13 protein-coding genes and 1 CRISPR repeat array are annotated in these 15,509 nt (G+C 71.9%); of the genes, 2 read left to right on the top strand and 11 right to left on the bottom strand.

All coding sequences use genetic code 11. From position 1 onward, the window contains the following. Window positions 1-8: 8 nt before the first annotated feature. Window positions 9-1,410: a CRISPR direct-repeat array (repeat unit 36 nt; unit sequence CCCTCAACGAAGGTCCCGGGCCGAAGCCCGGGAGAG). Window positions 1,411-1,804: 394 nt separating this feature from the next. Genes VB059_RS04335 through VB059_RS04315 form a run of 5 tightly spaced genes read right to left on the bottom strand, consistent with a single transcriptional unit; the run spans window position 1,805 to window position 6,870 of the window. Beyond that, window positions 1,805-2,962, bottom strand: a complete 1,158-nt coding sequence (locus tag VB059_RS04335) for an amidohydrolase family protein (RefSeq protein WP_323420797.1) — start codon at window positions 2,960-2,962, stop codon at window positions 1,805-1,807. Between the two features lie 22 nt (window positions 2,963-2,984). Next, window positions 2,985-3,851, bottom strand: a complete 867-nt coding sequence (locus VB059_RS04330; protein WP_323420796.1) for a hypothetical protein — start codon at window positions 3,849-3,851, stop codon at window positions 2,985-2,987. Then, on the bottom strand, window positions 3,851-4,210 hold the full coding sequence (locus VB059_RS04325) for a hypothetical protein (protein ID WP_323420795.1): 360 nt from the start codon (window positions 4,208-4,210) through the stop codon (window positions 3,851-3,853). Before VB059_RS04325 ends, VB059_RS04330 begins: the two co-directional genes overlap by 1 nt. Then, entirely contained in the window at window positions 4,207-5,493 is a 1,287-nt protein-coding gene (locus VB059_RS04320; protein WP_323420794.1) for a 4-hydroxybenzoate 3-monooxygenase, read from the bottom strand. The genes VB059_RS04325 and VB059_RS04320 overlap by 4 nt, the downstream gene beginning before the upstream one ends. A 27-nt stretch (window positions 5,494-5,520) precedes the next feature. Further along, window positions 5,521-6,870 (bottom strand): aromatic acid/H+ symport family MFS transporter, encoded by a 1,350-nt coding sequence (locus tag VB059_RS04315; protein ID WP_323420793.1) that lies wholly within the window; start codon window positions 6,868-6,870, stop codon window positions 5,521-5,523. Window positions 6,871-7,001: 131 nt separating this feature from the next. Here VB059_RS04315 and VB059_RS04310 point away from each other — a divergent pair, with 131 nt between their 5' ends. Further along, window positions 7,002-7,916, top strand: a complete 915-nt coding sequence (locus VB059_RS04310) for a LysR family transcriptional regulator (protein ID WP_323420792.1) — start codon at window positions 7,002-7,004, stop codon at window positions 7,914-7,916. A 108-nt stretch (window positions 7,917-8,024) separates the two neighbouring features. Here the strand turns inward: VB059_RS04310 and VB059_RS04305 are convergent, their stop codons facing one another. The 3 genes from VB059_RS04305 to VB059_RS04295 are packed head-to-tail and all read right to left on the bottom strand — an operon-like array spanning window position 8,025 to window position 10,050. Continuing rightward, a complete protein-coding gene (locus tag VB059_RS04305; RefSeq protein ID WP_323420791.1) occupies window positions 8,025-8,666 on the bottom strand; it encodes an ATP-binding protein in 642 nt (213 codons plus the stop codon). Continuing rightward, window positions 8,663-9,388 carry a carboxymuconolactone decarboxylase family protein gene (locus VB059_RS04300; RefSeq protein ID WP_323420790.1) on the bottom strand — a complete coding sequence of 242 codons (726 nt, stop codon included), beginning with the start codon at window positions 9,386-9,388 and terminating at the stop codon, window positions 8,663-8,665. Before VB059_RS04300 ends, VB059_RS04305 begins: the two co-directional genes overlap by 4 nt. A 5-nt stretch (window positions 9,389-9,393) precedes the next feature. Then, entirely contained in the window at window positions 9,394-10,050 is a 657-nt protein-coding gene (locus VB059_RS04295) for an isoprenylcysteine carboxylmethyltransferase family protein (protein WP_323420789.1), read from the bottom strand. Window positions 10,051-10,112: 62 nt separating this feature from the next. Here VB059_RS04295 and VB059_RS04290 point away from each other — a divergent pair, with 62 nt between their 5' ends. Further along, window positions 10,113-11,498: a DUF2252 domain-containing protein gene (locus VB059_RS04290; RefSeq protein ID WP_323420788.1), complete on the top strand. Its 1,386-nt coding sequence runs from the start codon at window positions 10,113-10,115 to the stop codon at window positions 11,496-11,498. A 40-nt stretch (window positions 11,499-11,538) separates the two neighbouring features. Here the strand turns inward: VB059_RS04290 and VB059_RS04285 are convergent, their stop codons facing one another. From VB059_RS04285 to VB059_RS04275, 3 genes are all read right to left on the bottom strand, one after another. Further along, the gene (locus VB059_RS04285) at window positions 11,539-12,669 is read right to left on the bottom strand and encodes an ATP-dependent 6-phosphofructokinase (RefSeq protein ID WP_323420787.1); all 1,131 of its coding nucleotides are present in this window, start codon (window positions 12,667-12,669) and stop codon (window positions 11,539-11,541) included. A gap of 147 nt (window positions 12,670-12,816) precedes the next feature. Further along, window positions 12,817-13,419: an alpha-ketoglutarate-dependent dioxygenase AlkB gene (locus VB059_RS04280; RefSeq protein WP_323420786.1), complete on the bottom strand. Its 603-nt coding sequence runs from the start codon at window positions 13,417-13,419 to the stop codon at window positions 12,817-12,819. 986 nt (window positions 13,420-14,405) lie between these two features. Then, the gene (locus tag VB059_RS04275) at window positions 14,406-15,374 is read right to left on the bottom strand and encodes a hypothetical protein (protein WP_323420785.1); all 969 of its coding nucleotides are present in this window, start codon (window positions 15,372-15,374) and stop codon (window positions 14,406-14,408) included. Window positions 15,375-15,509: the final 135 nt, after the last annotated feature.

The following is a 15,509-nucleotide window of genomic DNA, read 5'->3' as shown; positions in this document are numbered from 1 at the left end:
CCGGCCTCCCCTCAACGAAGGTCCCGGGCCGAAGCCCGGGCGAGATCGCGTTGGGGGAGTCGGACCGGAGGACGACTTCCCCTCAACGAAGGTCCCGGGCCGAAGCCCGGGAGAGCTTGACGGCGAGCTGCAGCTTGCCGTGGTCCATCCGCCCTCAACGAAGGTCCCGGGCCGAAGCCCGGGAGAGGGGCCAGGCGCGCCCCGCTGAAGTCGCGGAGCTTCATCCCTCAACGAAGGTCCCGGGCCGAAGCCCGGGAGAGGCCCGGGTGTGGCGTGTCGTCGACACCATCCCCCTCCCTCAACGAAGGTCCCGGGCCGAAGCCCGGGAGAGGACCGTCGACTTCGGGCGAGACCCGGGCCAGACGGCCCTCAACGAAGGTCCCGGGCCGAAGCCCGGGAGAGGTGTTCTTCCACGACGACGTCGACATGGCCGCCATCCCTCAACGAAGGTCCCGGGCCGAAGCCCGGGAGAGCCCCTGGACGGTCTTCGCCGTGGGGGAGGGCCCGGTGACCCCTCAACGAAGGTCCCGGGCCGAAGCCCGGGAGAGCAGGGGACGGGCACCGTCCGCCCATCGGGGTAGATCCCTCAACGAAGGTCCCGGGCCGAAGCCCGGGAGAGTCCGCAAGGGCGACCGGAACACCCAAGGCGCCGGCCCTCAACGAAGGTCCCGGGCCGAAGCCCGGGAGAGAGCCGCGTGTTGGGGGCGACCACTCCCCCGTTGACACGCCCTCAACGAAGGTCCCGGGCCGAAGCCCGGGAGAGCCGCTGGTAGCGAGATCGACATCAGCCTCCTCCGCCCTCAACGAAGGTCCCGGGCCGAAGCCCGGGAGAGCCGAGGACGTGCAGGTACCAGCGGACGTGGGTCAACCCTCAACGAAGGTCCCGGGCCGAAGCCCGGGAGAGGAGGGGGTGCTCGGAGTGAGCTTGCCGAGGATGAGGCCCTCAACGAAGGTCCCGGGCCGAAGCCCGGGAGAGGGCCGCGCGGGCCGCAGTCCGGGACGACGCTATCTGCCCTCAACGAAGGTCCCGGGCCGAAGCCCGGGAGAGGGCCGGCCCGGCCGAGCCCCCCATCGAACGGGGCGCCCCCCTCAACGAAGGTCCCGGGCCGAAGCCCGGGAGAGTTCATCTTTCTCCTGGTTCGCTGTTGGCTCCTGCCCTCAACGAAGGTCCCGGGCCGAAGCCCGGGAGAGCCGGAACGGGATCCACCCGTCGAGCCACACCTCAGCCCCCTCAACGAAGGTCCCGGGCCGAAGCCCGGGAGAGCGGCGAAGTTGCCGACCTGACCCGGCGGGGCGCTCTTCTCCCCTCAACGAAGGTCCCGGGCCGAAGCCCGGGAGAGAGTCGGTTGCCTTGGCGTGGACTAGCGCACGGAGCCCTCAACGAAGGTCCCGGGCCGAAGCCCGGGAGAGTGACGCCCAAATCATGGCACGTCGACTAGGGGGGATGCTGACCGACGCGAGCGGTGATATCGACTTGGAACAGGCGAGCCTTTGTTGCATCTGAGTCGAACCTGACCGTTCGCTGATCACCAGTCCTGATGCGGGCGCCAGACTCGCGAGCGGCGCGCCATGTTCTCGTGGCCACCAGCTGCTCGCGCCGCAATGGTGTCGTGGCAGGGGCCCTCGATGCCCGCTACGTGGGATTGGGCAAGGAGGCGGATCATGATCGAGACGTCGGCGCGCGTGCGGTTCTGTGACATCAAGCCGTACGAGGCTCCTACGTCTGGCCGAGTTGTGCGGGCCACATGACCGCCGGGCTGAGGAGACCGCCCAGTCACCCCTGCCCCTCTCAGCTCATAGAATCTCAAGCCCGCACCGACATCGCCGGGCTGAGGAGACCACCCAACAGTCCGGCCGCGGTCCGACCGAGGATCGAGGCTTCCGCTGACGCGCCCAGGTCCGCCGATCGGACGAAGCCCACGGGGTCCTTCTCGGCCAGGTCGAAGGGATGGTCGGTCCCGAGCAGCACCTGGCCGGCGCCCACGGTGTCGACGAGGTGACGCAGCGCCTCGGGGGCGAACACGGCGGTGTCGTAGTACAGCCGGTCGAAGAGCTGGGACGGCGGCACCGAGGTCGTGTGCGCGACCCGCTTGCGTTCCCAGCCCATGTCCAGACGGCCCCGCAGGTCGCCGAGACAGCCCCCGCCGTGCGCGAGGCACAGCACCAGCGGCGTACGTTCCAGAACGCCACCGAACGCGAGGCGAGCGGTCGCGATCGCCGTCTCCATCGGGTACCCGACGAGCTGGGGGAACCAGAAGTCGCCGAGCCGGTCGGGGTCCGGCACGCCGGAGGGGTGCAGGAAGGTGAACGTCCTCCGTTCGCTGAGCAGGCTCCACAGGGGATCGTTGACCGAGGCGTCCAGGTCACGGCCGCCGCCCCTCGAGCCGATCGCGATGCCGGCGAAGCCGAGCTCGTCCAGGCAGCGGCGTGCCTCGTCCGCCGCCCCTGGCCAGCCCAGCGGCACCGCCCCGAGCGGTCGCAGCCGCTCGGGGGCCGTCGCGCAGTAGTCGGCGAGCGCGTCGTTGCCGCGTCGGACCACCTCCGCGACCAGGGCCGGATCGTCACAGGTGGTGGCGAACAGGAACGGCGGCAGCGAGACGAGCCCCATGTCGACGCCGGCGTTGTCCATCTCCCAGAGGCGTTCTGCCGGGTCGTGCATGGAGCGGGCGAGCGGCAGCGGGGCACCCGGGCCGACGCCGGAGATCCTCGGGTCGAGCACGACGATGTTGTCGTCCGTACGCGACAGGTCCGCCAGCCCCCGGTCCGCCAGCCAGCGCAGCACCGGCATCGGCATCGCGTGCGCGTGGACGTCGATCACCGGGGCATCGATCACGGCGACAGGGGGCTCCTGGCCCGGGGCCGCCTGCCCCGGGGTCACCGGGGTACGGGTCACCCGGTCGGGGGCCGCTGGCTCGGGGGTCGGCGGGGCGGTGGCGTCCGTGTCGATCACGGGGTCGGTCATGATGGTCCTCTCGGGTTCCCGTTCAGGGGACGAAGATGCTGGCGGGAGCCTCGACGGCCTCCCGGCCGGCCGGCTCGTGCAGGACGACGCCCATGCCGTTGATCCACTCGCTGATCGGTTCGTACGCCAGTGCGGTCGTCCGCGAGCCCTGCATCGCGCCGGCGCAGGCGGCCCAGGCGCGGACCTCGCCGGTGCCGTTGCCGGCGATCATCAGCTCGTCGTTGTCGATGTCGAGCAGCTCGGGCGGGCAGCCGAGCTCCAGTTGGCGCAGGAACCACAGGTCGAAGTCCTCGTCGATGTCGCCGACGCGCGGCTCGCCGACGAAGTGCGACAGCCCACCGGCGCCCATCAGCACGACCCGGTCCAGACCGGCGTACGCACGGATCGCCTCGCCGACCGCGGCGCCGAAGTCGTACGCCTGGCGCAGCGTCATGAGGGGCGGGGTGGTGCAGTTCATCACGATCGGCACCAGCGGCAGGTCCATCGCGGGGGAGAGCTCGTGGTAGACGGTCATGAAGCCGTGGTCCACCGTCAGCCGGCTGGCGAGGGAGGGCTGGAAGCCGCGCCGGACGGTGCCGGCCAGGATCGCGCTCCCCAGACCGGGGTCCCCGGGGACGAGCGTGCGCGGGATGCCCAGCCACTTCTCCACCGGGCCGAGATGGGACTCGCCGAGGCCGACGCTGAGCTGGGGCAGGTTGTCGAGGAAGAAATTGGTGAAGTGCTCCCCGGACATGAGCACCACCGCCTGGGCCCCGGCCTCGTGGACCCGGCCACGTACGTAGCCCATCGCGGCGAAGAAGCGCTCCCGCATCTCCGGCGGGGCCGATGCGGGGTCGGCGGACATCATCGGGGCGTGGGAGGCCGAGCAGGCCAGCACGATCTCGGCCATCATGCCTCCCGTACGGCGCCGCTGAGGTGGAACCGGCCGTCGGCCCCCAGGCGTCCGTCGGTGCGGGAGCCGTACCCGCGCCAGCGCGGGTGGCCGGTGACGGCGTCGGAGCCGGCGGGGAAGAGGACGCGGTAGTCCGCCCGCTTCCATCCGTTCGCCCGGCAGTACGCGTTGATCAGCACGGGGTGGACGCCGCGGGCGTAGAAGGCCGCCACGTCGCCGGCCCTCAGCGCAGCGCGTTCCTCGGCGGTGAGCTCGTAGCCGGTGACCGCCACGTCGTCGGGGCGCCGGGTGTCCGCCGGATCCTCGAGCCGGCGCAGGTGGTCGAAGATGGCCTGCTGCATCTGGTAGCTGCTCATCGGGTCGCCCCCACGCTCTCGGGCGCCGTGAGGGTGCCCGTTCCGGTCGCCGGCTCCTCCGGCCCCAGCAGATCGTACGGCCAGCCGGTGTAGCACTCGGCGAGGTACTTCATCGAGTCCGGCGACGACGTCACCGACATCAGCTCGCCGAGCTGGCGCTTCTCGGTGAAGCTGTTGGCGTCGGTGTGGGTGTGCAGCATCTGGGTCATCCAGTAGCTGAAGTTCTGCGCCTTCCAGATCCGCTTGGCCGCCCGCTCGCCGTACGTGTCGAGGGCGGAGCGGTCACCCGTCCGGGCCCACCGGACCAGCGCCGGGGCGAGCAGCGCGACATCCGCGAAGGCCAGGTTGAGGCCCTTGGCGCCGGTCGGCGGGACGGTGTGGGCGGCGTCGCCGGCGAGGAAGAGATTGGCGTGCTGCATCGGCTCCTGGACGAACGAGCGGAACTGGAGCACGGTCTTCTCGATGATCTCGCCGCGCTGCAGCCGGAAGCCGTCGGGGCCGTCGAGGATCTCGTCGAAGCGGTCCCAGATCTGCTCGTCGGTCCAGTCCGCTGCCTTCGTGGACGGGTCGCACTGGAAGTACATCCGCTGGATCTCGGGGGTGCGCTGGCTGATCAGCGCGAAGCCGGACTCGCCGTGGCAGTAGATCAGCTCGTCGGCCTGGAACGGGGTCCTCGCCAGGATGCCGAACCAGGCGAACGGGTAGGTCATCGTGTGCTTGACCCGGCCGGGCACCAGGTCGCGGCACTTCGACCGGGAACCGTCGGCGCCGACGACGATCCGGCACTCGATCCGCTTCGGCGTGCCGTCGGCATCGGTGAAGTCGATCGTCGGCCGGTCGGACTCGATGCCCTCGACGGTGACGTCCGAGACGCCGAACCGTACGTCGCCGCCGTCGCGCTCCCGGGTGGCCGCGAGGTCGAGGAACGCATCGTTCTGGGGGTAGAGCCAGACGGTCCGGCCGACGAGCTTCTTGAAGTCGAGATGGTGGTTCTCGCCGTTGAAGCGCAGGTAGATGCCGGCGTGCTCATAGCCTTCGGTGGGGATCCGGCTGATCGCGCCGGTCTCGGTGAGCATCCGTACGCTGCCGGCCTCGAGGATGCCGGCCCGGTGGGTGGTGGCGATGGTGTCGTGCGGACGGTTGTCGATCACGACGTTGTCGACGCCCTCGCGGGCGAGCAGGTGGGACAGCATCAGGCCGGCGGGGCCGCCACCGACGATGCCGACCGTGGTGCCGACGATCTCACGATCCTGGGCGTGCGCAGTCATGGTGTGCTCGGTCATGGTGTGCTCCTGGAAGGTGGTGGCGGGTCAGCGGCCGGTGGCCGGGCGGTCGTCGGTGAAGAGGCTGTTGTCGCGGTCGTCGACAGCGGCGTTGCTGCCGTGGTCATCGGGGGTGGCGCTGCTGTCGAGTGTGCTCCTGTCGGCGGCGTGGTGACCGAGCGGGGCGGGCGGGTCGGCCGGCACGGTGAGGAGGGCCACCAGGCCGAGCACGGCCACGACGGCGAAGAACCAGAAGCCCCATGGGTGGCCCAGCCCGTTGGCGACCAGTGCGCCGGTGACCATCGGGCCGGCGATCGAGCCGAGCCGGCCGATGCCGGAGGTCAGGCCCATCGCGGTGCCGCGGATGTCCGAGGGGTAGAGGTGGGCGACCAGGGCGTAGATCAGCGTCATCGCCGAGAAGACGAAGACACCGGTGACGAAGACCACCGCGTTGAGGGCGAGGGTGTGGGTGAACCTGATGCTCAGCAGGGCCAGGAAGACGGCGCTCAGCGCGAACCAGACGAGGGCGGAGGGCCGGATGCCCTTGGTGTCGGCGATCCAGCCGGCGAGCAGCAGCCCGACCACGGCGCCGACGTTCATCACGAAGAGCATCACCAGGGAGCTGTCCAGCGAGTACCCGGCCGACTTCATGATCTGCGGGAGCCAGGTGAGCAGGCCGTAGACGAGGAGCAGGCCCATGAAGGCGCCCACCCAGGTGCCGATGCTGGCCCGCCGGTAGGGGCGGCTGAGCAGCGCGGACAGCGGGAGCTTCTCGGCGCCGGAGTGCTGGGGGCGCGAGTCGGGCAGGGCGAAGAACTGGAGCACGGCGAGCACGAGGCCCAGACCGCCACCGACGTAGAACAGCAGCGTCCACTGGTGACCGCTGGCGAGGGCGAAGAGGGAGGCGAGGACGGCACCCAGGTGGTAGCCGGTCATGGTGACGGTGGTCGCCTTCGCCTTGTGCTTCGGTGGGGTCACCTCGCTCATGATCGTCAGGGCCACCGGCTGCACGGCGCCGAGGCCGACACCGGCGACGAACCGCAGGATCGTGAACATCGCCACGCTGGTGGCCAGCGGCTGGAGCAGGGTGAAGACCGAGAACAGCAGCACGGAGCCGATCACGGCGACCCGGCGGCCGAGACGGTCGGAGATCGGGCCGACCAGGCTGGCGCCGACCCCGACGCCGACCAGGGACATCGTGGCCAGCAGGGTCGCGGAGCTCGGGGTGAAGCCCAGGTGCTCGGTGCCCAGCAGGGCGGGGATCACCGCGCCGAGCGTCACGAGGTCGAATCCCTCGAGGATGACGCTGCTCCAGCACAGTGCGGCGGTGAGCACCTGCGCGCCCGACGTCCGCGGGCCGGCGTGCTCGTCGACCGAGGTCTGGGTGAGGGGGGTCATGGTTCGTGTTCTCCTCGTCGTTGAGGTCCGTCTCCGGAGTCGGGGGTCCTCCGGATGCCATGAGGCTAAGTGACCTGCATCACCCAAAGCGAATAGATGTTGAATGATTGGCATATAGATATCCTCTATGTGTGGCGGAGGATCTGAACTCGTTGCGTACGCTGCTCGTGCTGTACGAGACGCGGAGCGTGACCGCGTCCGCGGAGCGGCTGCACGTGTCCCAGCCCACCGTGAGCTACACGCTCGGGAGGTTGCGGCGCCGGTTCGGTGACGAGCTGTTCCGGCGGGCGGGCAACACCCTGGTCCCGACCAGCCGTGCGGCGGCACTGTACGACGCGCTGCGGGAGCCGCTGTCGACGATCGATTCCGTCACGGCCGCGGCAGCGGGTGAGTTCGACCCGGCGGCACTGCGCGGGGAGTTCGTCCTCTCGCTGTCGTCGATGGGCGAGATCTCCTGGCTGCCGACGATCGTCGGCGCGGTGGAGCGCCGGGCTCCCGGGGTGCGGCTGCGGGTCACGCCGCTCGACGTCGGTACGGTGGAAGAGGGGCTCGTCCGTGGCGTGGTCGACCTGGCCATCACCATGACCGTGCTGCGCAGCGAGCGGCTCTGGCGAGAACCTTTCTACGACGTCGAGTACGTCGCGGTCACCGGCGCCCGGTATCCGCTCGAGCCCGGTCAGCAGGGCCTGCAGTCGCGGCGCTTCGTCGAGGTCACCGGCACCGGAGGCCACGTGTTCCTGCGCGAGGCGCTGCACGAGCACGGGCTGGCCGAGCGGGTCTTCCTGGTCGTCGACGGATACGCGGCGGTGCCCCATGCGCTGGAGAGCACCGACCTGGTCGCGCTGCTTCCGCGCTACTTCGCGGAGACCTTCAAGCGGCGCCACGATCTGGCCATCCGGGCCCTGCCCTGGCCGGTGCCGAGCCCGCCCACCGCGGTCTACTCCCGGATCGGCTCCACGCTGTCACGTGGCCAGGCCTGGTTGCGTGGTGTCGCGCTGGAGGCACTGCGCACCGATCTGCCGACCTACCCCCGGCTCAAGGGCTGAGCCGGTCCGTCGAGAGTCGGCGGGACCAACAGCGCCGACCGTTAGCCGGTCCAGCCGGTGGCCGCCGCAGCGTCGGTCGACGGCGCCGACGCCCGGCCGGTCCGATCGTCAGGGCCAGCCGTCGTCGGCGTCCGGGTCGGGCGCCTCGCCGCCGCAGCAGTGCGGCACTTCCTGGCGTAGCAGCTGGATCGCCCGGCTGACCTTGTCGAGGAACGCCGGCGACGGGTCCACCACGTAGTGGTGCGGGTGGCTCGACCAGACCGCCAGGATGCGCTCGTCGATGGCCATCGCGTCCTCGGCCGATTCGACCCGCAGCGGGTTGAGCCGGTTGTAGCCCTGCGCCGCGGTGGGCGTACGCAGGTGGATCACCGCGTCGTAGCGGGAGAGCTCCTGTTGCAGGGTGGTGCCGACCGAGGCCCAGTATTCCTCGGGGCTGCCCGGCCAGTACGCGGCGCCGTCGACGGTGCCCCGGTCGCACAGCAGGATCGCCGGCTCATGGCTGTCGCCGACCGACTCCAGCTCGCGTTGCACGTAGTAGATCGCCCGTTGCCCGGCCTGCCGGGCGATCAGCGAGCCGTCGCGTGGGAAGCCACCACCGAACACCACCCCGGCCGCCTCCTGCACCACCACCACGTGACGGCAGAAGCTCTGCCGGGCGAGCTCGAGGAAGGCCGTCTTGCCCGCGCCCGGTCCGCCGGTGACCGCCACCCGGCGGGTCTCGTGGGAGCCGGTGCAGCCGCAGTCCGTCATGATGCGTCCTCCGTTCCGGGGCGGGGCCGCTCCCCAGGCTGTCGGGCGGGGGGTGCATCCTCTGGCTGTCCGGGATGGGGAAGATCCTCTGGCCGTCCGGGATGGGGATCCGCTGGCCGTCCGGGGTGGGGCGCGTCTCCTGGCTGTCGGGGACGGGGCGCGTCCGTCGGCTGTCCGCCCGCGAGGCAGTGGTCCCCGAAGCCGGCCGGCGGGACGTCGAGCGCCTGGGCGAGCCGGGCCCAGTGGTTCACCGCCGCGATCGCCGACGCCAGCTCCACGAGCCGGCGTTCGCCGAAGGTGGCCGCCATCGCGTCGCGGATCTCGTCGTCGATGTCGATCGGAGTGGCCGACATCCCCCGGGCGTACGCGATCACCAGCAGCTCGTCGGGGCTGAAGCCGTCCGCCGCCGAGGCCCGCCCGTCGCGCAGCGCGTACACCTCCTCGTCGCTGATCCCGGCCCGGCGGTGCCCGCTGGCGTTCATGTCGAGGCAGAACGCGCAGTTCACCGTCAGTGAGGCGGTCAGCCGGGCGAGCTTGAGCGTACGTTCCGGCAGTCCCGGGCCCGGGACGGGAGTGGTGGCCTCGAGCAGGCCCGCGCCGATCGCCACCCGCGGCGACCAGGCCAGCAGTCGCGCGATGGTCAGCCGGCGGCCGACGATCCGCTCGGAGACGGCCACGCCCAGCCGCATCAGCGGGTTGCGCAGCCGTGGCTCGGCGATCACGGGCGTCACGGGACGCCGCCGCTGGGCTCGTGCTCGGCCCGGCCGCTGGGCTCGTGCCCGGCCGCATCCCGGCGGCTGCGCTCGGCTCGGCTGCCGGGTCTCCGGTCGTGCTCCCGGCCGGCGTCGCTGTCAGATCCGTGCCCGGCCCGGCCGTGGTGCCCGGGCTCGGGGTCGCGCCGGCCGCCGTGACCCGGCACGCCCAGCCAGCGCGGGACGCGCCGACGGTAGTCCTCGTACGTCTCGCCGAAGAGGTCCTGCAGGGCGCGCTCCTCGGGCAGGATCTGGACCGCCGTGAGGATCCCGGCGAGCGCCGCCACCGGGGCGACCGCGCGGACCGAGCCGAGCCAGGCCGCGTTGGTCACCAGTGCCCCGGTGAGCGAGAGGTACATCGGGTTGCGGGTGAAGCGGTAGACCCGCTCGGTGACCAGCGTGCTGGCGTGTTCCGGGGTGCCGGGGTGGACCGTCGTGCCGCGGCGGATGAACTCGCTGACCGCGGCGATGCCGAGCACGGCACTGGCCGTGCCCACCGTGCCCGCCACGAGGAAGCGCGCCGGGCCCGGCCGGCGGCGGTAGTCCGGCCGGCCCGCGAGCAGCCACTGGACCACTCCGAGGCCCAGTGTCCACGCCGGCGGCGGGATGCGCGTGTCGAGCGGCGTTGCCATGACGGGAGCCTAGTCGCGAGTGTCCCGCGACAGGAGCGGTTCGGGGTGTCGATACTGTGCTCATGGACATCGTGCACGGGCAGGCGCGGGTGAACTCACGGGCGGAGGCGCTCGCCGAGGGCAGGGCCGCGCGGCGACGGTTGCCCCGCAAGGGCCTGGCCCGCAGCGTCCCGCACGGGCGCGACCCGATCGCCATCCTGGAGGAGCAGAACGCCATCCGGCTCCAGGACCTCATCCCGCTGCGTACGGAGCGGATGCTCGCCAGCCCGTTCGCGTTCTATCGGGGCACCGCGGCGCTGATGGCCGCCGACCTCGGCGAGGACCCGCACACCGGTCTGATCGTGGCGTCCTGCGGGGACGCCCACCTCAGCAACTTCGGCTTCTTCGCCTCCCCGGAGCGGCGCCTGGTCTTCGATCTCAACGACTTCGACGAGGCCGGCGTCGCGCCCTGGGAGTGGGACGTCAAGCGGCTGGCGACCAGTGTCGTCGTCGGCGGGGTGGACGCCGGCTACGACGAGGCCGCGATCCGCGCCATCACCACCGACACGGTCCGCACCTACCAGCGCTCGATGGCCTCGCTGCTGGCCATGTCGCCGGTCGCCCGCTACTTCCTGCACGGCAACATCGACAACTCCCGCGCCGCCCTGGACGACAGATCCCGCGGGGCGCTCGACGCCGCCCTGGCCCGGGCCCAGAAGCGTACGTCCGAGCGGGCCGTCCGGCGCACCACCGAGGTCGGGGCGGGTGGCGTCCGCCGGTTCGTCGAGGAACCACCGCGGATGACCCACATGGCCGTCGAGCAGGACGAGATGCTGCGCCTCTACGCGGAGTACCGCGCCGGCGTCGGGGTCGACCTGAGCCTGGTGCTGTCGCAGTACGCGCCGGTCGACGTCGTCCGCCGCGTCGTCGGGGTGGGCAGCGTCGGCACCCGCTGCTTCCTGGTGCTGCTGGAGGGGGCCGATGGCGACACCCTCCTGCTGCAGGTCAAGGAGGCGACGGAGACGGTCCTCAACCGCTACGGCGGGATGACCTTCCCCGACGCGGTCGTCGAGCGTTTCGGGGCGTACGGCGACGGCCACCGGGTCGTGGCGCTGCAGCGCGTCCTGCAGGTGGTGTCCGATCCGTTCCTGGGGCACTTCCGACTCGACGGCCGCGACTACTACGTACGCCAGTTCCACGACATGAAGGGCTCGATGGAGCTCGACGGCCTCGGACCGGAGGCCTTCGGGGCGTACGCCGCCACCTGCGCCACCATGCTGGCCCGGGCCCACGCCCAGAGCCCCGGCTTCGCCCGGATCGTCGGCTACCTGGGGCGGAACTCGGCGGCCGCGGACGCCATCGTCGACTGGTCCTTCGACTACGCCGAACAGTCCCTGCGGGACTTCCGGGCGTTCCGCGACGCGGTGGCCACCGGTCGGCTCCCGTCCCCGCCGGAGACGGTCGACTGAGCGCCGCCTCGGGGCGGCGCTCAGCTGCCGGCGTCGGGCGTCAGTCGCCCATGCCCGTCCCCACGTGGCGGGCGGCGAGCAGCCAGGGGTGGTCGAGGGGGACGGTCTTGAGGTGGCCGGCCACGTCCTCCAGCGGCACGGGCACCGCGGCCTGTCCCTGCGCGGTCACCGTCACCCCGTAGTGTCCCTCCGCGATCAGCGCGGCGCCGGCGCCGCCGAGCACGGTGCCCAGCACCCGGTCCTGGGCGTCGGGGGTGCCGCCGCGCTGGACGTAGCCCAGCACGGTGACGCGGGACTCCAGGCCGGTCGCGGCCTCGAGCGCGGAGGCCAGGTCGAAGGCGTTGCTGCGATGGGCGGCGACCACGGCGTTGAGGTGGGTCTTGGCGGCGGTCTTGGCCTCGGGGGTCGTCGCGCTGCGGACCAGCGCCTCGGCGGCGGCGAGATCGGCGGTGCGCTGGAGGTCGCGGGCACCCTCGGCGATCGCCACGACGGAGAAGTTGTGGCCGTGGGCGGCCCGCTCCTGGATCGAGGCGGCCACCGACTCGATGCTGTACGGGATCTCCGGCAGCAGGATGATGTCGGCGCCGCCGGCGATCCCGGCCCCCAGGGCCAGCCAGCCGGCCTTGTGGCCCATCGTCTCCACCACGATGATCCGGTGGTGGGAGTGGGCGGTCGAGTGCAGCCGGTCGATCGCGTCGGTGGCGATGCCCAGCGCGGTGGAGAAGCCGAAGCTGGTCTCGGTGTGGGCGATGTCGTTGTCGATCGTCTTCGGCAGGTGGATGATGTTCAGCCCCGCCTTGGCCAGCTTCAGGGCGTTCTTGGCGGTGCCGCCACCGCCGATGCAGACCAGGGCGGTCAGCTCGTCCCTCTCGTAGTTCTCGACGATCGTCGGCACCATGTCGACGGTTTCGTCGCCGACCCGGAACTTGTGCGGCTTGTCGCGCGAGGTGCCGAGGATCGTGCCGCCGGTGGTGAGGATGCCGGACAGGGCCACCGTGTCGAGCGGGACGTAGCGGTTCTCGACCAGGCCGCGGATGCCGTCGCGGAAGCCGATCACCTCCATGCCGTGGTGCCCCACAGCCGCCTTGCCGAACCCGCGGATCGCCGCGTTCAGCCCCGGGCTGTCGCCCCCTGCGGTCAGCACTCCGACCCGGTGTGTCTTCTTGCTCATCCGGCCCTCCTTGCGCGTACGGTCCGCCCAGCCTAGCGGCCTGGTCGCCCGTCCAGGCGGTCTCAGCCGGTCCCGACGTCAGCCAGGGCCGTACGTCCGGCGGGTCTGTACGGTCGGCGAGGGGTGCTCGGTCGGCGAGGCTGTATGTCAGGCGAGGGTGGTCACGGCGATGTCGATCCTCCCCTCGGTGAGGCCGCACCAGTCGGGGGCCGTGTGCGGGCGGGTGCGGGGCATCCCGACGAAGCTGGCCCGGGCGACACCGCCGTAGACGAACGCGTCGCCGGACTCCAGCAGGACGTTGCGATAGGGCCGGGTGGGCGTCTGTGTGTTGCCCAGCCGGAACTCGCCGGCGTCCCCGACGGACAGGATGACCACCGGGCCGGTGCCCTTGGGGCGGTGGAGACGCAGGAATGTGCCGGGCGCGAGGTGGGTCACCAGCGCACTGTCGGGCGTCCAGTGCTCCGGGTCGAGGCCGGCATGCCCGGCCGTCGGCAGGGCGTGGCCGAGCGCGGTGCGGGCGAGGTCGACCAGCCAGTCGGGCAGCTCGGTCACGTGCCGGCGCCGTGTCGCGCCGCGCGCGGTGATCTGCTGGCCGGGCCAGGACCGCGAGCCCGCCACGAGGCGGCGCTGGTCCTCCAGGGTGAGCAGATCCGGCACATGGGTCGCGTCCGGGCCGACGCGCCGGACCGGACGCTCCACCACGTCGACGGGGAACAGCGCCTCCAGCTGACTCATCGCGGTCCCGCCCATGTCGCTCCACCTCGCTCTTTCCGGCCCTCCGGCCCTCCGGCCCTCCGGCCCTCCGGCCCTCCGGCCCTCCGGCCCTCCGACCCTCCGGCCCTCCGGCCCTCCGGCCCTCCCGGGCTCATCGACCTTTTGGCCTTCGGGCCTCATCGGCCGTCGGGCTTCTGTTCTTCGACCTCCCGGCGCCCTGGTCGCCTGGCGTTCCGCCCCTTGCCTCTGCCCCTCTGCCCCTCTGGCCTTCGGGCACTCGGGCACTCTGACCTTCCGGCCCTATGGGTCGTCCTGCTTCCCGGTGCTCGAGTCTCGACTGAAAGCGTACATATGTTCTAGTGGTGGGGGTGTGTCACGCGCCGTGGCGTGCCGGCCGCGCGTCGACCCGAACCCTCCAGACGCTGCGGACCCTCCAGACGCTGCGGACCCTCCAGACGCTGCGGACCCTCCAGACGCTGCGGACCCTCCAGACGCTGCGGACCCTCCAGACCCTGCGGACCTTCCAGACGCTGCGGAAGTGTGCATACGCGGTGGGACTTCCAAACGCTGCGGGAAATGTGTAGACGCTGCGGGACTTCCGGTCGCGTTCGGTATTCCACGCAGCGTCTGGCCATGCCGCAGCGTCTGGCGCTGCCGCATCGTGTGTCGGTAACGCCCAGGCATAGGTGACCTGGCGTGGGAAACCTGGGAGTGGGGCCCGCCCGCTGGGCCCGGGGGCGTGGGGCCAATGGGGCGTGGGGACTGCCGGCCCTGGGGCCAGGTGTCGGCATGGGCTCGGCGGGCGTGGGTCCCTATCGGGTGTGGGGACAGGGGCGAGCACCGGGGGCGCCTGGATGTGGGGCCGCCTGCCGGCGTAGGTTCCGCCGGCGCCTCCGCTGTGACGTTCCGATCGTGAGCTGGTCTGACCGTGAGCTGGTCTGGCCGTGAGCTGGTCCGCTCCGGGCGGCGGGTCCGGCGGCCACCGCGTACTGCGGGCGAAGGGGCCCCTCCCGGGCGCCCGTTCAACCCTGGAGGCGCGGCCACCGCGTACCGCGGGCGAAGGCCTGACGCAGCTGGGCGGCGATCCGATCGGGCCTTCTCAGGTCCGCCCAGACGACACGCACCACCTGCCAGCCGAGGGCCCGCAGTCTGTCCTCCCGGCGCTTCTCGGCGACGAGGACCTCGTGGCCGGGCCGACCGGACGGGTTGCCGGCGCGGTATTTCACCACCCCGTCGAACTCGAGCAGCGTACGCATGTCGGGCCACCCGAGATCGGCGAAGGCCTCGAAGTACGGGTCCGACGGATCGGTGACCCGGTACTGGACGATCGGCGCGGGGAGTCCGAGGACGTGCAGCGCCACGCGTACGGCGGACTCGCCACCGTTCGCTGCACCCGGGTCGGCGAACGCGATGACCCGCCGGGCCCGTTCGATGCCCTTGCATCCCCTGAGACGTTCGGCCACCCGGGCCATCGCCAGCCGGATCTCCTCGGGTCGTCGGTCGCTGCGCAGGGCCCGGTCGGCCACGGTGACCGCCTGGTCGAAGGGCAGCGTACGGGCACAGTCGACGACCGTCCGTGCCAGGGCTGTCATGGGCAGCGGGTCGGCCGTGACGTCGTCGGGGCCGAGCCGGGTGGCGTGCACCTCGCGGTCGCCCCGGCTCCAGCCGCCGTCCGCGCCGGGGCGGCTGATGTGGAGCGCCGTGCCCACGATCCGCTCGTCCCGGGTGAGGCCGTGCAGCATCGCCGCGGTCGTGTGGCTGAACACCATCCCTGGCAGCAACCGCGGCGCCGAGGCGTACGCGCGGGCCACCAGTCGTGACGCGGCATCGGACGTGGGCTCCTCGACGTACGTCCCCCGGATGACGCGCTGCAGCCGGCCGGCCTTGGCGGCGCGTGCGACGTCGGCCGGGGTCCGCCCTTCCAGCTCCATGGTCCGGAGGCGGAGCAGGCGCGGCACGGCGGGCGGTTCGAGCGGTTGGACGGTGCGCATGGCTCCATTGCAGGGGCCGCCCGGCCGGACAACAAGGTGCCACCCGGGATCTGTGGACAGGTGTCGGGCTGTCCACAGGCCACGCCGGTCGTGTGGCTTCCGGGCACCCGTGGTGCCCCTCAGCTGACACAATCA

The sequence above is a fragment of the Raineyella sp. genome (genome assembly GCF_034933565.1).
Classification (GTDB): domain Bacteria; phylum Actinomycetota; class Actinomycetes; order Propionibacteriales; family Propionibacteriaceae; genus Raineyella.
This window is presented reverse-complemented; position numbering and strand designations above follow the sequence as displayed.